The 21,147-nt window shown below is 55.8% G+C and carries 22 protein-coding genes; 9 read left to right on the top strand and 13 right to left on the bottom strand.

Features of this window, described 5'->3' with window-relative positions:
* The first annotated feature begins 6 nt into the window (after positions 1 to 6).
* The 5 genes from WKS99_RS12525 to WKS99_RS12505 all read left to right on the top strand — a co-directional run bounded on the left by WKS99_RS12525 (position 7) and on the right by WKS99_RS12505 (position 3,610).
* The gene (locus tag WKS99_RS12525) at positions 7 to 225 is read left to right on the top strand and encodes a hypothetical protein (protein ID WP_147573060.1); all 219 of its coding nucleotides are present in this window, start codon (positions 7 to 9) and stop codon (positions 223 to 225) included.
* Positions 226 to 237: 12 nt separating this feature from the next.
* Entirely contained in the window at positions 238 to 462 is a 225-nt protein-coding gene (locus WKS99_RS12520; RefSeq protein WP_186851774.1) for a hypothetical protein, read from the top strand.
* A gap of 34 nt (positions 463 to 496) precedes the next feature.
* Positions 497 to 1,702 (top strand): toxic anion resistance protein, encoded by a 1,206-nt coding sequence (locus WKS99_RS12515; protein WP_147573063.1) that lies wholly within the window; start codon positions 497 to 499, stop codon positions 1,700 to 1,702.
* A 101-nt stretch (positions 1,703 to 1,803) separates the two neighbouring features.
* Positions 1,804 to 2,838 carry a TPM domain-containing protein gene (locus tag WKS99_RS12510; RefSeq protein ID WP_240288536.1) on the top strand — a complete coding sequence of 345 codons (1,035 nt, stop codon included), beginning with the start codon at positions 1,804 to 1,806 and terminating at the stop codon, positions 2,836 to 2,838.
* A 130-nt stretch (positions 2,839 to 2,968) separates the two neighbouring features.
* Positions 2,969 to 3,610, top strand: a complete 642-nt coding sequence (locus WKS99_RS12505; RefSeq protein WP_147573067.1) for a single-stranded DNA-binding protein — start codon at positions 2,969 to 2,971, stop codon at positions 3,608 to 3,610.
* Between the two features lie 48 nt (positions 3,611 to 3,658).
* On the opposite strand, the gene WKS99_RS12500 is transcribed toward WKS99_RS12505, so the two are convergent.
* From WKS99_RS12500 to WKS99_RS12480, 5 genes are all read right to left on the bottom strand, one after another.
* Positions 3,659 to 4,354: an ABC transporter ATP-binding protein gene (locus WKS99_RS12500; RefSeq protein WP_147573069.1), complete on the bottom strand. Its 696-nt coding sequence runs from the start codon at positions 4,352 to 4,354 to the stop codon at positions 3,659 to 3,661.
* Positions 4,341 to 5,189, bottom strand: a complete 849-nt coding sequence (locus WKS99_RS12495; protein WP_240288534.1) for an ABC transporter ATP-binding protein — start codon at positions 5,187 to 5,189, stop codon at positions 4,341 to 4,343. The genes WKS99_RS12500 and WKS99_RS12495 overlap by 14 nt, the downstream gene beginning before the upstream one ends.
* Positions 5,186 to 6,337 (bottom strand): branched-chain amino acid ABC transporter permease, encoded by a 1,152-nt coding sequence (locus WKS99_RS12490; RefSeq protein WP_240288532.1) that lies wholly within the window; start codon positions 6,335 to 6,337, stop codon positions 5,186 to 5,188. The genes WKS99_RS12495 and WKS99_RS12490 overlap by 4 nt, the downstream gene beginning before the upstream one ends.
* 18 nt (positions 6,338 to 6,355) lie before the next feature.
* Positions 6,356 to 7,285, bottom strand: a complete 930-nt coding sequence (locus WKS99_RS12485; RefSeq protein ID WP_147573075.1) for a branched-chain amino acid ABC transporter permease — start codon at positions 7,283 to 7,285, stop codon at positions 6,356 to 6,358.
* Positions 7,286 to 7,455: 170 nt separating this feature from the next.
* Positions 7,456 to 8,679, bottom strand: a complete 1,224-nt coding sequence (locus WKS99_RS12480; RefSeq protein ID WP_147573077.1) for an ABC transporter substrate-binding protein — start codon at positions 8,677 to 8,679, stop codon at positions 7,456 to 7,458.
* 311 nt (positions 8,680 to 8,990) lie between these two features.
* Here WKS99_RS12480 and WKS99_RS12475 point away from each other — a divergent pair, with 311 nt between their 5' ends.
* The gene (locus tag WKS99_RS12475; RefSeq protein WP_340406303.1) at positions 8,991 to 9,707 is read left to right on the top strand and encodes a polysaccharide deacetylase family protein; all 717 of its coding nucleotides are present in this window, start codon (positions 8,991 to 8,993) and stop codon (positions 9,705 to 9,707) included.
* Positions 9,708 to 9,765: 58 nt separating this feature from the next.
* On the opposite strand, the gene WKS99_RS12470 is transcribed toward WKS99_RS12475, so the two are convergent.
* The 8 genes from WKS99_RS12470 to WKS99_RS12435 form a co-directional block, all read right to left on the bottom strand.
* Positions 9,766 to 10,236 carry a RidA family protein gene (locus WKS99_RS12470; RefSeq protein ID WP_186851779.1) on the bottom strand — a complete coding sequence of 157 codons (471 nt, stop codon included), beginning with the start codon at positions 10,234 to 10,236 and terminating at the stop codon, positions 9,766 to 9,768.
* A gap of 32 nt (positions 10,237 to 10,268) precedes the next feature.
* The gene (locus WKS99_RS12465; RefSeq protein WP_186851780.1) at positions 10,269 to 11,444 is read right to left on the bottom strand and encodes a M20 family metallopeptidase; all 1,176 of its coding nucleotides are present in this window, start codon (positions 11,442 to 11,444) and stop codon (positions 10,269 to 10,271) included.
* Between the two features lie 15 nt (positions 11,445 to 11,459).
* Positions 11,460 to 12,719 (bottom strand): threonine synthase, encoded by a 1,260-nt coding sequence (thrC, locus tag WKS99_RS12460; protein WP_240288528.1) that lies wholly within the window; start codon positions 12,717 to 12,719, stop codon positions 11,460 to 11,462.
* The gene (locus WKS99_RS12455; protein WP_340406300.1) at positions 12,716 to 13,870 is read right to left on the bottom strand and encodes a M20 family metallopeptidase; all 1,155 of its coding nucleotides are present in this window, start codon (positions 13,868 to 13,870) and stop codon (positions 12,716 to 12,718) included. Before WKS99_RS12455 ends, thrC begins: the two co-directional genes overlap by 4 nt.
* Before the next feature lie 72 nt (positions 13,871 to 13,942).
* Positions 13,943 to 15,220 carry a TRAP transporter large permease gene (locus tag WKS99_RS12450; protein ID WP_207721872.1) on the bottom strand — a complete coding sequence of 426 codons (1,278 nt, stop codon included), beginning with the start codon at positions 15,218 to 15,220 and terminating at the stop codon, positions 13,943 to 13,945.
* On the bottom strand, positions 15,217 to 15,729 hold the full coding sequence (locus WKS99_RS12445; protein WP_186851783.1) for a TRAP transporter small permease: 513 nt from the start codon (positions 15,727 to 15,729) through the stop codon (positions 15,217 to 15,219). Before WKS99_RS12445 ends, WKS99_RS12450 begins: the two co-directional genes overlap by 4 nt.
* Positions 15,730 to 15,819: 90 nt before the next feature.
* Positions 15,820 to 16,869, bottom strand: a complete 1,050-nt coding sequence (locus tag WKS99_RS12440; protein WP_186851784.1) for a TRAP transporter substrate-binding protein — start codon at positions 16,867 to 16,869, stop codon at positions 15,820 to 15,822.
* A 549-nt stretch (positions 16,870 to 17,418) separates the two neighbouring features.
* The gene (locus tag WKS99_RS12435) at positions 17,419 to 18,195 is read right to left on the bottom strand and encodes an IclR family transcriptional regulator (protein WP_186851785.1); all 777 of its coding nucleotides are present in this window, start codon (positions 18,193 to 18,195) and stop codon (positions 17,419 to 17,421) included.
* A gap of 194 nt (positions 18,196 to 18,389) precedes the next feature.
* Here WKS99_RS12435 and WKS99_RS12430 point away from each other — a divergent pair, with 194 nt between their 5' ends.
* From WKS99_RS12430 to WKS99_RS12420, 3 genes are all read left to right on the top strand, one after another.
* Positions 18,390 to 19,046, top strand: coding sequence for a bifunctional 4-hydroxy-2-oxoglutarate aldolase/2-dehydro-3-deoxy-phosphogluconate aldolase (locus WKS99_RS12430; protein WP_147573083.1), 657 nt, complete (start codon positions 18,390 to 18,392; stop codon positions 19,044 to 19,046).
* Between the two features lie 64 nt (positions 19,047 to 19,110).
* Positions 19,111 to 20,133, top strand: a complete 1,023-nt coding sequence (locus tag WKS99_RS12425) for a sugar kinase (protein WP_147573085.1) — start codon at positions 19,111 to 19,113, stop codon at positions 20,131 to 20,133.
* Between the two features lie 13 nt (positions 20,134 to 20,146).
* Entirely contained in the window at positions 20,147 to 21,103 is a 957-nt protein-coding gene (locus WKS99_RS12420; RefSeq protein ID WP_240288526.1) for a bifunctional 4-hydroxy-2-oxoglutarate aldolase/2-dehydro-3-deoxy-phosphogluconate aldolase, read from the top strand.
* Positions 21,104 to 21,147 lie beyond the last annotated feature (44 nt).

Here is a 21,147-nt window from a genome sequence, read left to right as displayed (position 1 = left end):
GAGAATATGAGCGCGGATACCAAGCAGTCCAGGATGAACCGGGCCCTGATTTGGACCTTTCTGTGGGTTTTGTGGCTGGGGGGCGGGCTGCAGAACCGGATGCTGGTCCCCGGCGCCCCCTACTTCTGGCTCAATCTGATCATCACACTGGCTGGGGTGGTTTTCGTCGGGTTTCACTGGTACCGTTATTTCACCTTCAAGGAGGACAAAACGGGCGGCAAATGAAAGGAGAGCAGCATGGCCAATTACCGCGAATTTATAAGCAAGCGCGAATGTCTGGTTAACGCTGTACTCTGGTCTGTGATCCCGGCCTTGCAGATCGGGCTTCTGCTGTTTTTTCCTGATAGACTCAGCGGAAACATGTTCTGGTGGTATGTAGCCCTGCTTCTGCTCCAGAGCTTGAGTTGCGCCTTCCATTGGCGGCGCTGGCTGGCCTATGATAAGAGCCCCAGGAACGATTGAGGTATGACTACTTTCATTTTAGGAGGAACCCAATATGAGTGACGAACTGAACCTGACACCCAAGCTGACCCTGGACCCCAGCGGGGCGGCCGCTGCCCAGCCGCCCGCCGCCCCGGAACTGACCTTGGACCCTGCCCCCGCCCCCGGTACTGCCGCTCAACAGGAGGAGCAGGCGGCCCTCCAGGCTCAACGGGACGCCAACGCCGTCAAGCTGGATGAGTCCATGCTCACCGAGGCGGAGCGGAAGATGGTGGATGAGTTCTCCCAGAAGATCGACGTCACCGATTCCAACCTGGTCCTCCAGTACGGGGCCGCGGCCCAGAAGAACATCGCCGCCTTTTCCGAGAGCGCCCTGAACAATGTAAAGACCAAGGACCTGGGCGAGGTGGGCGAGGCGCTGTCCTCCCTGGTGGTGGAGCTTAAGACCTTTGGCGAGCCGGAGAAAAAGGGCATTGCCGGATTCTTCCAGAAGCGGAAGAATGAGCTGGAGGCCATGAAGGCCAGCTACTCCAAGGCGGAGACCAACGTGAACAAGATCGTCAAGGTGCTGGAGAATCACCAGGTGGTCCTGATGAAGGACATCGCCATGTTTGACCAGATGTATGAGCTGAACACCAAATATTACAAAGAGCTGACCATGTATATCATTGCCGGCAAGAAGCGGCTGGAGTATCTTCGGACCCACGACCTGGCCGATTTGAAGAAAAAGGCGGAGGAGAGCGGCGCCCAGGAGGATGCCCAGGCCTACAACGACCTGGCTAACCTGTGTTCCCGCTTTGAAAAGAAGCTTCATGACCTGGAGCTGACACGGATGATCTCCATACAGATGGGACCCCAGACTAGACTGCTCCAGAACAACGACACGTTGATGCTAGAGAAGATCCAGTCCTCTCTGGTCAATACCATCCCCCTGTGGAAGAGCCAGATGGTGCTGGCTCTGGGCTTGGAACACGGGCGACAGGCCACGGCTGCCCAGACAGCTGTCACCGACATGACCAATCAACTGCTCCAGAAAAACGCCGATCTGCTGAAGATGGGCACCATAGAAACCGCCAAGGAGGCGGAGCGGTCTGTGGTTTCCATCGAAACACTGCAGCATACCAACCAGCAGCTTATCTCTACCTTGGATGAGGTGATGAGGATTCAGACCGAGGGCAGCCAGAAGCGGAAAGAGGCGGAGGCGGAGCTGGGCAGGATCGAAGGGGAGCTAAAGCAGAAGCTTCTTGAGCTAAGGGGCTAAGAGGTCCTGACGGCACAAAGAGCGGAGGCGCCGAAGGATCGCGCAGTTTCTGTGGGGCGGATCTCGAATGCGCCCCTACATAAATGACAAGGGGTTCCTATATGAAATTTTTTCAAAAGACCTGGGTAGCCTGGTTGTGCACAGCCGCAATGATCGGGGCGGCGGTGGTCATCGGCCTGAACAAGGAGAGCGCTGCAGTCCCGGAGCCGGGAGAGGTGGGGCTGGATACCAGCCTGTCCACCGCCCAGTTTGCGGATTATATCTGGGACCAGGCCGGCGTGCTCTCCGATAGCCAGGAGCGGGACATCTGCCTGTATAATGCCAACTGGGTCCAGCGATATGACAGCCTCATCGCGCTGGCGGTGGTGGACGGGGTGTCCGGCGATATTGGCGATTACGCCTATTCCTTGGGGGAGGAAATCGAGCTGGCCAGCAGCGACGGCATCCTGGTCATCGATGTGAAAAATACCAATGGCTATTTGGCCGTGGGGCCGGACTATCCCATGACAGACCAGCAGGTCACCAACTATATGGACCAGTCCCTCTATGAGTATGTGGCGGCGGGAGAGTACGGAGAAGGGGTGCTCAACCTCTTTGCCGATGTCAACCAATTTTATGTGGACAACTACGGCCTGGGCTATCTGGACAACGCCAATCACTATGGCGGCACCCAGAGGACCGGGGGGCTGGTAATGATGCTGGTCATTCTTCTGGCCATCGCGCTGGTGGCGGCCACCTTGATTGACAGCGCGCGCTATACCGCTTATCGTCAGCGATATTACGGAGTGATCAATCCGCCCTATGTGTTCCGGCCTATTCTGTTCTGGCACGGCCCCTCTTACGGCTGGTACCGCCGGCGGTGGCGTCAGCCGCCCCCTCCTCCTCCGCCAAGGGGGCCTAGAGGGCCCGGCGGTGGAGGCTTCAGCGGCTTTTCGGGTCCGGGCGGCGGCTCCAGAGGGAGCGGTTTTTCCAGTGGACCGAGAGGCGGCGGCTTCTCCGGTGGTTCCCGCGGCGGCGGCTTCTCCTCCGGCTCTTTCCGTGGAGGTGGCTTCGGTGGCTCCCGGGGCGGAGGATTTTCTGGTGGCCGCGGTGGAGGCTTTGGCGGAGGCCGAGGCGGCGGGTTCGGCCGTCGATAGAAAAATAGGGGCGTGTCCGTGGGGGTGGACACGCCCTTTTTGTCGCCCCCTGGGGAACGGCTTGGGACATACCTGGCGTTTGGACTTCATATACATCAGAGGAACAAACGATTCAGGAGAGTGATGGTCCATGAGAAAGTGCTCCGCCGACGTCAACCATATCCGCCTCCATGGCGCGGTAGGGGAGGCCCCAGTCTATTCCCATCTCAACCACGGCGTGGAGTTCTATACCTTCCCACTGGTGGTCCGGCGCCTGTCAGGCGCGGAGGATCAGGTGAACGTGGTGGCTCCGTTGGAGCTGCTGGAGTGCTGCGGACCGCTGGAGCGGGAGAGCGAGCTGACGGTGTTGGGGGAAGTACGGACCTTCAACAACCGAACTGGGGTAGGCAGTAGGCTGGTCATCAGTGCCTTTGCCAGAGAGCTGCGGCAGGAGCCGGGAGAGGATGAAAACCGGCTGGAGCTCTCCGGCACCCTATGTAAAACACCGAGCCTGCGGGCCACCCCCCTGGGGCGGACCATCTGTGATATGATCCTGGCGGTCAATCGCCGGTACGGAAGAGCGGACTATCTGCCCTGCATCGCCTGGGGCAGTTTAGCCCACCGGTGCGGAGGCATGGAGGTGGGGGACCAGCTTCGGCTGACTGGACGACTTCAGAGCCGAACCTATACCAAGGTCAGCGGAGACCGCTCCGAGGAGCGGGTGGCCTTCGAGGTGTCCATTATGTCGCTGGCGGCGGAGGTGCCCACAGAAAAAGAGGAACATACGGGATAAGGGAAGAGGGCCGCTGCCTGTTTGACAGCGGCCCTCTGATTCATGTAATTATCCCAGATAGGCTTTCTTCACAGCCTCATTGCTCAACAACTCCCTGCCGGAGCCGGAGATAGTCAAGCGGCCAGTCTCCAAAACATAGGCGGTATCCGCGATGTGCAGCGCCATGTTGGCGTTCTGCTCGATGAGAAGGATAGTGACGCCCTGCTTGTTGATCTCCTTGATGATCTCAAAGATCCCCTTGACCACCAGAGGAGCCAGACCCAGGGAGGGCTCATCCATCATCATGATCTTAGGCCGGGACATGAGGGCACGGCCTACGGCCAGCATCTGCTGCTCGCCGCCGGACAGAGTGCCCGCCGCCTGCCAGGAACGCTCCTTCAACCGGGGGAACAGGTCATAGACCCACTTGATGTCGTCCTCCAGGTCGTCATGGCGCAGATAGGCGCCGATTTTCAGATTTTCCAGTACCGTCAAATCGGGGAATACATGGCGCCCCTCTGGGACTAAGGTGATGCCTTTGGACACGATCCGGTCGGGAGAGAGGGCGGTGATATCGTCCCCCTGGAGATGGATGCGGCCCGCCGCTGGCTTTACCAGTCCGGCGATAGCCCGAAGGGTGGTGGATTTCCCGGCCCCGTTCGCGCCGATCAGTGTGACGATCTCTCGCTCTGGCACTTGAAAGGTGATTCCCTTCACGGCCTCGATGCCGCCATAGTTTACCTGCAATTCGTCAATTTTCAGCATCGTCCGCCACCCCCAAATATGCCTCAATCACCCGAGGATTGTTTTGGATCTCCTCCGGTGTGCCCTGGGCGATCAGCTTGCCGAAGTCCAGGACATAGATGCGGTCGGAGATCCGCATGACCAGATCCATGTGATGCTCGATCAGCAATACGGTTAAATCATACCTTGTGTGGATTTGCCGGATAAAGTCTGTCAGTTCGTGGGTCTCCTGAGGATTCATGCCCGCGGCCGGCTCATCCAGAAGCAGGAGCTTGGGTTCGGTGGCCAAGGCCCGGGCGATCTCTAGCCGCCGTTGTAGTCCATAGGGCAGGGAGCCAGCCACCTCGTCCTGAAGGTGATCCAGATTCTGCTCCTCCAGCAGAGCTATGGCCTCCCGCCGCATCCGTGCCTCCTCCTGCCTGCTCAGACGGAAGGTGGAGGAAAACACGTTGTGCTTGGCCCGCATATGCTTGGCGATCAACACGTTGTCCAGCACAGAAAGAGAGGAAAATAGCCGGATGTTTTGAAATGTCCGGGCCATCCCCATATGGGTGATCTGATCTGGGGTGGGGGCCAGTTTGTGGGTGAACATCCCCTGGTTCTCCCCCTGGTAGGTCTTTTTCATCTTGCCCTGGGGGAAATTCTCCACCATAGGCTGCCCCAGAAAAGAGACCCTTCCGTTGGTGGGCTCGTAGACCCCGGTGATGCAGTTGAAGGCCGTGGTCTTGCCCGCGCCATTGGGGCCGATCAGCGCCACGATTTCTCCCTTGTTTACCTCCAGGGACAGGTCATTGACCGCTACCACGCCTCCAAACTGCATGGTGACGTGCTCTAAATTGAGGATACTCTCACTCATTTCGCCACCCCCTTGGCTTTCTTCCGGCGCTTAAACAGATCTGGCAGTTCCTTGTCCCCCATGATGCCTTTCCGGAAGAAGAGGACCACCACCATAATGATGACGGAGAACACCACCAGCCGGAAGCCGTTGCGGAAGATGCCTGGGGCCTCGATGCCCAGGAAAGCGCCGTTGTCTAAGCCGCGCAGCCACCACTCGGAGGCAGCGATGAATAGGGTGGCCCCAATGACCGAGCCGGAGATGGAGCCGATGCCGCCCAGCACCACCATGAGCAGGATTTCATAGGTCATGGCGGACTTGAAGTTATTAGCCTGGGCGATGCCCAGCACCATGGCCATCCCCGCTCCGGCCACGCCGGCGAAGAAGGAGGAGATACAGAAGGAGAGCATCTTGTGGCGGGCCAGGTTGATGCCCATAGCCTCCGCCGCGATCTCATTTTCCCGGATGGCTTTAAAGGCCCGCCCGTAGGAGGAGTTGATAAGCAGGACGATGATCCCGATACACACTGTGGACATCAGGACAGGGATGAAGGTGGACAGGCTGATGGTCATGTCGCCCGCCTGGATCTTAAAGTCCGCAATCCGTATAAAGCTCTTTAGAGGGTTGGAGCCATTGGTCACCGGCCCCAGCTTTCCCCACTGAAAGACCGCGCGGATGACCTCCGCAAAGCCCAGAGTGGCGATGGCCAGGTAATCGCTTTTCAGACGCAGCACCGGCAGACCGATCAGCCAGGCCACCAGGGCGGCCCCCAGGCCGGCCAGCAGGACGGCCACGATTACCCCCAGAACGGTGCCGAAGGGGCCCAGAGCGCCGCTCAACGCCTCCGGGATGGAGAAGCGAACCGCCGCGTCATAGTACTGGTACACCGCGTCCCGGCTGTCAGAGGAGATGGTAAAGATGGCGTAAATATAGGTCCCGATGAGCATAAAGCCCGCGTGTCCCAGGGAAAACAGGCCCGTAAAGCCGGTCAACAGGTTTAGGGACACAGCCGCCAGGGCATAGACCGAAGCCTTTTGCAGCACCTTGAGGAGCATTGACATGTAGTCAGTGGGCTGGATCACCTGGTCCAGAACCAGCACTACCGCCAGCATCAATGCCACCAGCGCCAGGGAGATCAGGGTTTGCCTGTTATTTTTTTGCTGTATCATTTAACCCACTCCCTCCCGTTAAACCTTGTCCGTGGCCTTCTCGCCAAACAGGCCTGTCGGCTTGAAGACCAGGATCACGATCAGCAGCACGAAGGTAAAGGCGTCGGAGAAGGTGGACAGCTCCAGAGGGGACTGGATGATGTGAAAGGTGGTCAGAATGGTATCCAGCCCCTTGATCAGAGACTCAAACACGCCGATGATGAATGCGCCGATCACCGCCCCTGGGATAGAGCCGATCCCGCCGAACACCGCGGCTACAAAGGCTTTCAGGCCGGGCATGGCTCCAGAGGTAGGTACCACACCGGGATAGTTGGAGAAATAGAGCATGGACCCGACTGCCGCTAAAAAGGAGCCGATGATAAAGGTGACGGAGATGACATTGTTAATTTTAATCCCCATCAACTGGCTGGTTTCAAAGTCCTTGGCTACCGCCCGCATAGCCATTCCAACCTTGGTGTGGTTGATCAGCTGTACCAGCAGGATGACCAGTATGATAGTCAGCACCGGAGTGATCAGAGTGACCCGCTTGGTGGTAGCCCCGAACAGATCCACCTGGTCGGAGATCCAGGGGATGGTGGGATAGGTTTTATTCAGACCACCGGTGACATATAGGGCCAGGTTCTGCAGCAGATAGCTGACCCCGATGGCGGAGATCATCACGCTCATGCGGGGAGCGGAGCGCAGAGGCTTGTAGGCGATTTTCTCGATGACAAAGCCTAGAGCCACCGTCAGCAGCGCTACCACCGGCACCGCCAGATATAAGGGCAGGGCCGCCGAGAGATAGACCATCATCAGACCCGCCACCATAAACACGTCGCCGTGGGCGAAGTTAATCAGGCGCAGGATACCATACACCATGGTATAGCCGATGGCGATTAATGCGTACTGGCCGCCTACGGAGATGCCAGACAAAATATAGGGCAGTATAACCGTTGTGAATTGTTCCATGGGATTCCTCCCTCTCCGTATCAAAATGATCCCTCAGGCCGCCGAGAAAGAGGCAAGAGATCTCACGACCTTTCCGCAGCGACCCAAAGCCTTGTGAAACCGCGCCCGGCGGGGTTTTACTGTCCCGCCGGGCGCGGTGTACGATCTGAAAGGATAAGTCGAGCGTTGACTTACACGCCCTGCTCGCCCACCAGATCCCAGGCGCCGGTTTCTGTATTGCAGTGCTTCACATAGGCCAGATCCCGCACCGCGTCGCCGTTTTCATCGTCGAAAGCGATGTGTCCGGTGATGCCGTCATAGGTCACATCCCACAGCGCCGTCATCACATCGGCGGGATTGGTGGAGCCAGCGGCCTTCAGGGCCTCCAGAGCTACATAGTAGGCGTCGTAGCCCATGACGGAAACGGCGGCGATCATGTCGTTGCCGTTGTTATTGGTCAGGTTGGTGGAGTCGGAGTTGATCCACTCCTTAAAAGCTGCGTCAAACTCCGCGTTGCCGCCCTCCTGATAGAAGGTGGTGACGTAGAGATCGATATTGCTTTTGCCCTTGGCGGCCTCGGTGATTACGTTGGAATCCCAGGTGTCGCCGGCCAGCATGGGCATCCCCAGGTCCTGGGTAGCGGCCTGATCCAGAATCAGCGCCGCCGCCTCAATGGAAACAGGGGCGAAGAATACATCGGCGCCAGAGTTCTTGGCGCTGGTCACATAGGAGCTGTAGTCAGAGGTACCCTCGGGGAAAACCTCATACACACAATTTTCCTCACCAAAGGCCTTCATGAAGTAGTTGCACAGACCCACGGAGTAGTCGTCCCCCTGCTTGGCCAGGCAGTAAGCCTTGGTGGCGGAAAACTGGTCCTTGGCGAAGTTAGCCAGGACTGTGCCCTGGAAGGGATCGATGAAGCAGATGCGGAAGTAGTGGTCGTTGCCAATGGTGATCTGGGGGTTGGTGCAGGTCACGCCGATGGCGGGCACACCCGCGTCCCCAAAGGTGTCGGAAGCGGCGATGGACACACCGGAGCCATAGGAGCCCAGCACCACCGAGCAGCCGGCGGAAACCAGAGTCTGGGCGGCGGAGGGCGCCTTGTCGTTAGCGGACTGGTTATCGGCATAGACCAACTCTACAGTATAGGTCTCGCCGCCGATCTCCACAGTGGGAGTCAGGGAGTGGGCGTACTGCATTCCCAGGATTTCCTGCTTTCCGCCGGCGCCGTTGTCGCCGGACTGGGGCTCAAACACACCAATCTTAACCACCTTGTCACCGGAGCTGGTGTTGGAGGCGGAAGAAGTCCCAGTGTTGGAAGAACCGTTGTTGGAGGAATTGTTGTTTCCGCCACAGCCGGCCAGCATGGTCAGCAGAAGGGCGGCGGACAGGGCGCTGGCAAGGATTCTTTTCATGTTCACTACTCCTTTTCATTCCGGAATCAAGCGTTTTACAGATTGTCTGCCCTGTAAAAACACTTGTACGCAGGATATGATGGCATTATACCTTGTCACACAGAAAAAAGCAATATGGAATGCAGATTATTTTTGAAAAAATTGCAAAAATAGGACGAGCCATTTTCGTTGCTAAGGAAAATAGGAGAAGTATGTTTCGACAGTGGGGCGCATATAGATGAAGGGATCAGACTGATGTGGGAGATGATGATATGAAGGAGAAAAAGTGTAGACCAAAGATATTTTTTGTTCCAAAGAGGTGGGGGATCGGAATGGTCTGCCTCTGTCTAGCGGCGGTAATGTTCTATGTGGTCAATTATCCGGCGGCCGTTGGGACCGCGGCGACTACGCGGCAGTTGCCTATATACTGTGTTCAGAGGGACCAGAAGCTGGTGTCCATCAGCTTCGACGCGGCCTGGGGCAACGAGGACACCCAACAGCTGATTGATATTTTGGAGAAATATAAGGTGAAGGCCACTTTTTTTGTAGTGGGGGAGTGGGTGGATAAATACCCTGAGTCGGTAAAAGCTTTGGCTGATGCTGGACATGAAGTGATGAACCACTCCAATACCCATGCTCACTATCCGCAGTTGTCCGCCAATCAAGTGGTGGCAGATTTGAATGCCTGCAACGATAAAATTGAGGCGGTCACCGGAGTCCGGCCCACCTTGGTACGATTGCCCTATGGGGACTATGATGACAACTCCATCAACGCCGTCCGGTCAATCGGTATGGAGCCTATCCAGTGGGATGTGGACAGCCTGGACTGGAAGGACTTGTCAGCCGCCGATATCACGCAGCGGGTGGTTAGCAAGGTACAGCCGGGCTCCATCGTGCTGTTCCACAACGCGGCCCTTCATACCCCGGAGGCCCTGCCTGGTATCCTGGAAACCCTGATACAGGACGGCTACACCTTTGTCCCGATCTCCCAAATCATTCTGGAGGGGGACTACACCATCGATCACACTGGGCGGCAGTGCCCAGCGTAAAAGAGGCCCGCCCGGTCAAAAGCCGGGCGGGCCTTGTGTTTGCCTTTATGGGCAGAGTTTAGTCTTTCAGCTCGATGAGCAGCTCAATCTCTACGGGGATATTGCCAGGCAGTACGTTGGTTGCGATAGCAGAGCGTGCGGGCCGACCAGCAGGGTCGCCAAATACATCCATCAGGAGCTGGGTAGATCCGTTCATAACGGCGGGCTGCATATGGAAATCCGGGGGGCAGGCCACAAAGCCCAGCTGCTTGACAATCTGTTTAATACGGTTCAGGTCGCCCAGATGATTGTGCAAGACGGACAACAGGTTGATTGTGGCCAGTCTGGCAGCTGCCTGCCCCTCCTCTAAGGTGAGATCAGTGCCCACCTTCCCGCTGTATACGGCGCCGCCAGTGGGATCAGTGGGGCCGACACCGGAGGTATAGACCAGGTTAGAGCCAAACAGCTTGATGGGGGAGTAGAGGCCGCCCGGAGGGGGGGCAGGAGGCAGTTCAATGCCCAGTTCCTTTAAACGCTCATAAACATCCATGACAAGATTACTCCTTTCAAAATATGATGAGATCAAGGTCTAAAATCCACACAGATCTGTGTGAACACCTCGGCCGCCTTGGCCAGGTCAGAGATCTCAATGTATTCGTCATTGGTATGGGCCTGCAGGATACTGCCAGGGCCCATAACGATGGCGGGAATACCGATGCGGGTAAATTTGCTGGCGTCGCAGCTGAAATAGCCTCCTTCGATGGTGTGCTCTCCCATGATCGCATCACAGGCGGCTATGGCGGTCCGGACAATGGGGGAGTCCTCCTCTACCTCCATGGCAAAGTCAGTGACAAAAGGTTCTTGGATTTCCACCTCGTACTCGGGGTGGGAGGATAGCAGCGACTCCAGGCAGCCCAATACCTCCTGACGGACGGATTGGTAGGTCTCGCCCGGCAAGACCCGACGGTCAATTTGTATCTCACAGTAATCCGGGACAATATTGATTAGCTTGCCGCCATGAATTAGGGAGATATTAAAGGTGGGAGGCCCCAGCAGGGGATGCTTCTTCTGTTCATAAAGGGGAAACAGCTTTTTCTCCAGCTCACAGATTACATTGGCCATGGCCACGATAGCGTTCCGTCCCTCCCAGGGGCGAGAGCTATGTCCAGCAAGACCCCTGGATACGATCTTGAAGCGGACGTTCCCCTTACAAGCGCGACAGACGTGGACGCTTGTGCCTTCCCCAACCACGGCGGCATCAAAGGGGATACCATCTTCCAAAAGGCGAAGCACTCCCTTGTAGCTAAACTCTTCCTCTGCGGCGGCAGCAAAGTAGATGTCGGAGTAGGTCTCGATCTTATGCTCTTTGAGCAGACGCATGGCGTACATCATAGCGGCCACGCTGCCCTTGTCGTCCACACTGCCCCGGCCATACAAACGGCCGTTCTGAATCACAGGCTTGAAGGGTTCGATCTCCATCTCGTCCACTGTGACCGTGTCGGTATGCGCTTCAAAGCAGAGGGCGCCCTTGCCGGTACCCTTCAGATGGGCCAGCACATTGAATCGGCCAGGCAGCGCCTCCTGAAGGATATAGGGGATCTGGTACTGGTCAAAATAGCGGCAGATATATTCTACCATATTTTTCTCACCAGTGCCCCCCTTTTCAAACAGGGGATTGACACTTTCGATGCTGACCAGGTCGCAGAGCAGGCTGACCAGCTCATCTTCCTTGGCCAGTCCCTTGATGGTCTGTTCCATGACTGGCTCCTCCCATCAGTCCTTGGAGTCGTTCAGGTAGTCATTGACAGCCGCTTTCACTGCCTCTACATCGCGGTACTTGACAAAGGGGACTTCCTTCTGACCCTGCTCCATCAGCTTCAGATCCCGCATACCGTTGCCGGAGAGAACACACAGAACAGAGTCGGTGGGCTGGATAACGCCCTTAGCTACCAGCTTTTTGGCGCAGGCCACAGAGCAGGCGCTGGCAGGCTCGGCTACCACGGCCTCCTTACTGGCAATCAGGTGCATGGCCTCCAGGATCTCCTCGTCAGTGGCCTCCTCGGCGCATCCGCCGCTCTTGGTCAGAACATCCATGGAAGTGATACCATCGTATACACATACATCGGCGATAGCGAAGGCGACAGTCTGGGGGACACCGGGCCAGATTTCGGGGTTTTTCAGCCCCTTTTGGTATGCGTCAACCAGCGGGGCGCAGCCAGAAGCCTGGGCCCCTACGAAGCGGGGTATTTTGTCGATAAGGCCCAGCTCCAGCATATCCTTACAGCCCTTATAGATTTTGTTCATCAGGGCACCGCCCCCCACAGGGACGACAATCCAGTCGGGCATCTGAAAGTTCAGCTGCTTGCCGATCTCATAGCCCACAGTTTTGTAGCCGTCAGAGGGCAGAGGATTGGTCAGCATGTTGGTGGTCAGGGATTTCCAGCCAAAAAGCGCCTCGCCCTGCTTGGCCATGCTGATACAGTCATCTATTGTATGCTCCATGCGGATCAGATTGGCCCCGTAACCCCGTACCTGCCAGCCACGTTCAGCTACCGCTCCGGGGGGCAGGATGACGAAGCAGGGCATACCGGCCTTGGCAGAGTACGCGGCCATGGCATTTGCGGCGTTGCCAGCCGACCCCAGCGCCACGGCAGGGGTGTTCCTGGCCTTCTCGATGCTCAACGCAACGGTGGCAAACCGGTCCTTATAGGTCCCGGAGGGATTCAATGTCTCATTCTTTAGAAAGAGCTGCTCCACCCCGACGATTGGGCCCAGGTTACTGGCGGTGAGCAGGGGAGTATTGCCCTCGCTCAGGGTGACAGGCGCCTCCACGCCCTCTACAGGTAACAGATCGCGGTAATCCCACACGCCGGAAACACAGCCGCCCCGGATGACCTCTCGATAGTGGCTGGCATTGGCGGCCAGATCGAACTCCGGCTCCAGGAGCCCCCCGCAGCTTTCGCAGACATAGGGCTCAGTGTCCCGCTCAAAGGGTTTGCCGCATACAGAACATACCAAACGATACTTTTTCATAGACAAGATCCTTTCTGTGCCTGGCGGATGACCGCGGAATACAGGTCAACAGCCTTATGCAACTGGTCAATCTCGATATACTCATCCACAATGTGAGCCTGGTCCATAGAGCCAGGGCCGCACAGGAGCGTTTCCGTATAGCCCGCCTTGCAGAAATAGGACATATCACAGCAGCCCTTGAAATAGGTGACCGCCGCCTCCCGGCCAAACGCCTCCTGAAAAGCGTTTTTCAGTACAGTACATACCTGACCGTCAGGCTGGGTGCTGCTGGGAGTGACATTGATGAAGTCGCAGACCTCGTAGGTCACTTGAGTGCCATCGAACAGCCGGTGGAGGATATCCAGAATACTGGCGCGCAGAGTGTCCGCAGTCTCACCGGGGACAGTTCGACAGTCCAGGATGACCTCACTGGTGCCGGGGACAGCGTTCTCTTTCACTCCGGAGTGGAGCATGGTAGCGGTTATGTTTGGAGGTGGGAGAATGCCGCAGTCCAAGGACTGGCGATCCAGGTCAAAGCGCTCGACCTCCAATAGGAAACGGGCCATCTGATTGATGGCGTTGATACCCTCATAGGGCAAGCCGGAGTGGCACTGACGGCCGTTAATAGCCACCTTGAAGCGGGTCACGCCCCGGTGGGCAATACAGGCCTCCAACATGGTAGGCTCGCCGATGATGGCGATTGTCCGGCCGCCAGGAGGCTCATGGGACACATAATACTGGGTGCCCAAACCGTCCACCTCTTCATCCACAACAAAGACAAGCCGAAGTTCGCAGTCACGGGCTTCGCCCATTTCCACAGCCCGGATGGCACTGGCCATCATAGCGGCAATGCCTCCCTTCATGTCGCAGGAACCCCGGCCATACAAACGACCGTTCTGCTCTGTCAAATGAAAGGGATCGCACACCTGCCAGTCTCCACCAGGGGGAACGACGTCCAAATGGCCGGTAAAGATAATCCGGTTATCAGAGCTTCCATAGACAGCCACGACGTTAGAGCGGTTTTCCGCAATATCCTGGAGCTGGGTACGGAAGCCATAGCCCTCCAGCACCCCCGCAATATACTGGGCCAGGGGCTTCTCATTCCCGTTGACAGTTGGGAAGGCCACCATATCCCGCAGAAATTGCTGCGCTAATTCATGATAATGGTCCATGGTTGATCAAATACTCCTTTTCGGCACACCGGCCCTCCTGAACAAAAAGGAGGGCCGGCAGTAAGCTCATAATTAGCCCATAAGGCTTGGGATCCACATGGTCAGCGGAGGGATAAAGGCCACCGCAACCACAATCAAAACACCTGCGATAAAGAAAGGAATCAAATCTTTGACGACCGATTCAATAGAGCATTTGGCAATGTTGCAGGAGATGAACAGGGTGGTGCCCACAGGAGGAGTAAACAGACCCAGGGCCAATGCACACAGGCAGATAATGGCCATCTGAATGGGATCCATCCCCATACTTTGAGCAATAGGAATATAAATGGGCAGGAAGATATACAGATTTGGGACATTGTCCATGACCATGCCGGCCACGCCCAGCAGCAGCACCATCATAATGAGCAGCAGCCAGTTGGGCAGTCCCAGCCCCAGAAGGGCGTTGGACAGCTTGGTGGGCACCTGCTGGCTGATGAGGATGAACTGCATGATCGAGGCACAGGACACCACCATCATGACCACGGTGGTGCCAATAGCGGCATCCGCCAGCGCCTTGTAGATCTTTTTCAGATTCAGAGTCTTGTAGACGAAGATACCCACAAACAAGGAGTAGATGGCGCAGATGGAGGCGGACTCGGTGACGGTAGCAATACCGGTAACTACGCTGCCTACCATGAAAACAGGAAAAACCATAGCGATCAGGGCATCTTTGGTGGCAGCCCAGATCTCCGATTTACTGGCCCGTGCTTCACGGGGATAATTGTTTTTGATACCCATATAGGCAGTAATGGCGAGAAACGCAAGACCGATGATGATGCCTGGAATAGCGCCGGCCATAAAAAGTTTAGCCACGGACAGGTTGGTAATAGCGGAGATGACGATCATGGTACTGCTGGGAGGGATGATGATGCCAACCACAGAGCTGGTGGCGTTGATGGCTGCGGAAAAGGGAGGTGGATAGCCGCGGTCATTCATTTCAGGGATCAGGATGGCGCCTACAGAGGAGGCGTCCGCCACAGAGGAGCCAGAGATGCCAGCCAGGATCATGCTGGTGACCACGGACACACAACCCAGACCGGCGGGCAGGTGGCGGACCAGAACACTGGCAAAGTTGATCAGCTTTTTGGCGATACCAGCCTCGACCATCAGAGTGCCGGCCAACACGAAAAAGGGGACGGCCAAGAAGGAGAAGGATTGTGTCTGGGTAAAGAATTTTTGGGCCGCGACAGATAAGCTAGTGCCGTTGGTCAGAAGGTACCAGATCGATGCGGTTCCCATAGAAAAGGCGATGGGTACGCCAATGCAAATCAGCGCAAAAAACATAAGCGCCATAATAAGGATCAAGGTCATTTCGCAGCACCCTCCTTGTCGATCCTTACAATCTCTATCATCACATACTTAAGCAGATTGAAGGCGAGCATGATGCATACACCTACAAAGCCGATGAACATGGAACCATATGTAAAGGCCTTGCTCAGGTGAGTAAGAGCAAGGTACTCATCCACAAGAGAAAGGGAGAGGTCAAAGGCAGACTTAGCCATGACCGCGGAAAAGAAAAACATGGTGCCGTTAATAAAGATTACGGCGATGTGACGGACGATACCCTTGAATTTATCGAAAAATAAAACCAGGGCGGTGTTCTCCTGGCGCCGGGCGATGACAATCATAGCCATACAGACGATCCAGGGGAAGAAAATCGTGGTCAACTCCACAGAAACTACAATGGGCTTCCCAATTGTGCGGAAAATCACGTTTAGGAACACGTCCAAAGTCAGGGCCGCCATCATTAACGCGGCGATCCCTGTCATAATATTACAGAGAAAGTCAACGGCCTTCTCTATCGCTGATAATACTTTCATAGAACCTCCTCTGTTCACCATGTGTACAGGGGCGCTGGAGCAGCGCCCCTGTACACAAGCACACAAATGCAGGGTTAGTTGCGGTTAGCTTTAGCGGATTGCATTTACAGCCTCAACGATACGAGGATCGCAGGTGGCGAGATAGTCGTCGTAAACACCAGCGGTAGCGGTCTTGAAGCCTTCGACATCGGGGGTGGTGATCTCCAGGAAGCAGCCTTCGTCCTTGACCTTCTGCAGATACTCTTCCTCAGCATTGGCGCAGTAAGCGCGGGCGGCTTCCTGGGCCTTAGCGGCACCGTCCATCAGGATCTGCTGAGTCTCGGCGTCATAGGACTCGAACTTATCATTGCTCATCACCAGAGCGATGCCATAAGTGTACATATTCACGATAGCCAGGTAGTCCTGAACCTCTGTGAAGCTGTTCTGATAGATGGCGTCAATAGGGTTGAACTGGCCATCGACGACGCCCTGGCTTAGACCCAGGTACAACTCAGAAAAGGCCAGCGTGGTGGTGGCACAGCCCAAAGCGTCCATGGTCTTCAGGGAAACCTCTTCGTTGGTACAGCGCATATTGATGCCCTTCATGTCCTCCACGGAGTTGATGGGACGGACATTATTGGTGATCTGAACGGTGCCCAAATCGCCCCAGGCTACGATTTTGTAGCCATTGTTTTGGGCGATGTCCTTTAAGGCGTTGCCGAAGTCGCCGTCCAGCAGGGCATGGGCCTCGTCATAGGTGTCCACTAGGAAGGGCAGCCCATAAGCGCCGAAGTTGCCGTCTACGTTAGACATGGCAGTAACGCCGGGAATGGTGAAGTCCATGGAGCCGGTCTTTACCATTTCCACCATCTCCTGCTCGCTGCCCAGGGAGGAGTTGGGGAAGATCTCAACGGTGATACGACCGCCAGAAGCCTCGTTCACATAGTCGGCGAATACGTGGGCCATTTCGCCACGGACAGAGTCTTCCACAGTGTTGAAGCCCAACTGGAAGGAGTAAGAGGGAAGTTCTTCCTGCTGGGAACCAGAGGAAGTATTGGTGTTTGTGTTCGCGTTGGTGCTGCCGCTGTCTTTACTGCCACAGCCGGCAAACAGGGAGACCATCATGGTCAGGGAGAGCGCGAGAGCAAGTGCCTTTTTCATAAATCTACCTCCATAAAAAATGTGTGATTTACCACACGGGTCAGAGGTCGGCCAAAGCCCCACGCATAAAAGGATCTTGACAATTTCCCATGGGAAATTGTCAAGGCAGATCCCTGCCTTGACCTTATCTGATCACCATTGGTATGTATTTAACAATCCCACGCCGCCGCGGGACTATTAACACAGATACTGGATGGCCAGGGTGACCATTACCATACCGTCGAAAATCAGGATACCATATGAGATTATCTAGAACGGAGACTACGACCCGCACGGTCTACCTCATGGGCGAGAAACTTCAGAAGCGCTCCACAAAAAAATATATTTTCATAATGCGGAAATAAATTCTTTATTATGAAACATTTATGTAATATTAATAGCTTGTTTAAAGAAAAAAGTCAAGTAGTGAATTAATTTTTGAAAAGCTTGCATAAAAAAGTTTTAGATATTTGTCTATTCCAGACAAATTAAGGGCTGGAATATTAACAAATTCTTTATTTGCTAAAGAATAAAAAACCTGGGAGGAAAAGTTCCTCCCAGGAAAACGCTTTATAGAGCTGTACAGCCCATCATACGGCTGATATCGCGGGTCAACCGGAGCAGTTTGGGCAGCAACTGCTCCATAAACTTATCGGTCATTCGGAAAACAGGAGCAGAGATACTGACTGCGGCTACAGGGTGGTCAGACCAGTTGAAAATTGGGGCGGCTACGCAGCGCACACCTGGCTCGTGCTCCTCGTCATCCACGGCATAGCCCAACCTACGGACCCGCTCTAGACTGGAGCGGAGTGTGTCCAGATCTGTGATGGTCTTTTCTGTGTAGGTGTGGATCTCGGAGCTGTCCCATACCTTGATGACTTCCTCATCGGGGAGATAGGCCAGTATGCTCTTGCCCACTCCGGTGCAGTACATGGGATTGCGGCAGCCGACATAGGAGGCCATTCGAACCAGAGGGCGGGCGGGCTCCGCCTTATAGATGTAGATCACGTCGCTGTTATCCCGCTCTACCAAATGGACCACTTCCTGGCAGTCGGCGGCCAGCTCGTCCAGCATGGGCTTGGCGGCGGTGAGCAGATTCAACGCAGTGGAAACGCGGCTGCCTACCTCAAACAAGCGGAGTGTCAGCCGGTATTTGCCGCTCTCCTGGTCTTTGCACGCATAGCCGCGTTCAACCAACACGCCCAGCAGCCGGTGGGTCGTGCTGATGTGCAGACCAGTGGTGGCAGCCAGGTCGGACAGGGACATCCCCTGTGGTGCAGTGGAGAGCGCCTCCGTGATATCTAACACACGGGCCACAGACTGGACCGAGCCAGAGGATCCATTCATGTGATCCGCCCCCTTTACAATTATTTTTTCCAGCATAACACAATTTGTCATAGGTCAGCAATAGTTTTTACACAAAATAGAGACAAAAATTTTATGAAAAGAGAGGATTGACATGAGAGGAAAAAAGAGATATAAATGTGTTTGGATATCATAATACGATAAAAATTTTCATAATATGAAAAATGGAGGCCGCTATGAGAGAACAAGTTATCCAGATGGTAGAAGAGGAGAAGATCATCGCCATCGTCCGCGGCATCGATGCGGAAAAGTGTATGAAGGTGGCGGACGCCCTGTATGAAGGTGGAATCCGGCTGATGGAGATCACTTTCGATCAAAAGAATCCAGACTCCTTCCCAGTGACGGCCAACGCCATAGCCGAAATCGGAGCCAAATACCAGGGACGGATGCTGGTAGGCGCCGGTACGGTCACCACACCGGAATTGGTGGAGCTGGCTGCCAAGGCTGGCGCCAAGTACATCATCTCTCCTGACGTCAACGTGGAGGTCATCCGCCGCACACGGGAGTTGGGGCTGGTGTCTATGCCCGGTGCTATGACGCCCAGCGAAGTCATGACGGCGCATAACGCTGGAGCTGACTATGTTAAGCTGTTCCCGGCAGGCGAACTAGGCACCTCCTATGTAAAGGCTATCCGGGCTCCCATCAGCCATGTAAAGCTGCTGGCAGTGGGCGGCATCAATGAAAAGAACGTAGCCGACTATATGGCAGCGGGGATGTGCGGCGCCGGTGTGGGCGGCAATCTGGCCAACAAGAAATGGATCGAGGCCGGAGAGTTTCACAAAATTACCGAAACAGCCCGTGAGCTATTAGCTGCCGCAAAAAGCGTCAAGTGAGTAAGCGAAGAACGTGAATATCGCGGAGCCAATGAAATATCATCACAACGAGGAGGAAACTACAATGAAAAGAATTATCACCTTTGGCGAGATTATGATGCGCCTGAATCCGGAGGGGTACCTCCGTTTTGTCCAGGCGGACAAGTTCGAGGCCACCTATGCTGGCGGTGAGGCCAACGTTGCCGTGTCCTTGTGCAACTATGGCATGGACGCCGCCTTTGTCTCCAAGGTTCCGGCCCATGAGATTGGTCAGGCTGCGGTCAACGAGCTGCGCCGTTACGGTGTGGACACCAGCCTGATGATCCGGGGCGGCGACCGCTTGGGCATCTACTTTGCCGAAAAGGGCGCCTCCCAGCGGGCCTCCAAGGTGATCTATGACCGGGCCAACTCCGCCATTTCTCTGGCTAAGGCCTCTGAGTTTGACTGGGAAAAGATTTTTGCTGGTGCTGACTGGTTCCATTGGACCGGCATCACCCCGGCTCTGGGCGGCGAGCTGCCCGCCATCTGCCTGGAGGCTTGTAAGGCCGCCAAAAAGTTGGGCCTGACCATCAGCTGTGACCTGAACTACCGTAAGAAGCTGTGGACCCGCGAGGAGGCCGGCAAGGTCATGGCTGAACTGGTCCCCTATGTGGACGTGTGCATCGCCAACGAGGAGGACGCTAAGGATGTGTTTGGTATCGCTGCCACTGATACCGACCTGAATACCGGTAAGCTAAGTCACGAAGGCTACATCAGTGTGGCCAAGCAGCTGACCGAGCGTTTTGGCTGTAAGAAGGTGGCTATCACCCTCCGGGGCAGCATCTCCGCCTCTGACAATGATTGGGCCGGTATGCTGTACAGCGACGGAAAGGCCTCCTTCTCTCCCACCTACCGGGTTCATATCGTGGACCGTGTGGGCGGCGGCGACAGCTTCGGCGGCGGCCTGATCTATGCCCTTCTGTCCGGTTATGACGACCAGAAAGCGATCAACTTCGCCGTGGCCGCCTCCTGCCTGAAGCACAGCATCGACCACGACTTCAATATGATGTCTGTCAGTGAAGTGGAGTCTCTGGCCGCTGGCAACACCTCTGGCCGTGTCCAGAGATAAGGGGGACATTTCTATGGATATTGTTGAAAAACTGGGTAACGCGGGCGTCGTGCCCGTAGTGGTGTTGGATAAGGCAGAGGACGCGGTTCCCACTGCCAAGGCCCTGCTGGCTGGCGGCGTGGATGTGATGGAGATTACCTTCCGCACCGCCGCTGCCGCGGATTCCATCGCCGCCGTAGCCAAGGAGTGCCCCGAGATGGTAGTGGGCGCCGGCACCGTTATTACTCTGGAGCAGTGCGAAAAGGCCGTGGAGTGCGGTGCCAAGTTCATCGTCTCCCCCGGCTATAGCGACGAAGTGGTAGCCTGGTGTGTGGAAAACGGCGTGGCCATCACTCCCGGCTGTGTCACCCCTACGGAGATCATGGCCGCCATGTCCCATGGCCTGAAAGTGGTCAAATTTTTCCCGGCCAACGTCTACGGCGGCCTGAGCGCCATGAAGGCGCTGTCCGGCCCCTTTGGCTCTATGAAGTTTATCCCCACCGGTGGGGTCAATGGGCAGAATCTGGGCGAGTATATTGCCGCTCCCTTTATCCATGCTGTGGGTGGGAGCTGGCTGTGTTCCAAGGGCGACATCGCTGCCCATGCGTTTGACAAGATCACCCGCCTGTGCCAGGAGGCCCGCCAAGCCGTTCTGGGATTTGAGGTGGCCCATATCGGCATCAATACCGCTAGTGACGAGGCATCCATGGATGTGTGCCAGGGGCTGAAGGACGCTTTTGGCTTTGAGATTAAGACGGGCAACAGCTCCAACTTTGCCAGCAGTGCTGTTGAGGTTATGAAGAGTATGTACCTGGGCCAAAACGGTCATATTGCCGTAAAGACCAACAGCATTGCCAGGGCCGCTGTGGAGCTGGAGAAGCATGGCTTCCAACTGGATGAATCCACCGCCAAATATAAGGGTGAAAAGATGATTGCTGTCTATCTGAAGCAGGAGTTTGGTGGCTTTGCTGTCCATCTGCTCCAGAAGTGACCTTCTGAACAAGATGTTTCCCATTCCTTTCTTCATGTGGAAGG

This window comes from Flintibacter sp. HCN-6482 (assembly GCF_037892565.1).
Taxonomy (GTDB): Bacteria; Bacillota; Clostridia; order Oscillospirales; family Oscillospiraceae; genus Lawsonibacter; species Lawsonibacter aceti.
This window is presented reverse-complemented; position numbering and strand designations above follow the sequence as displayed.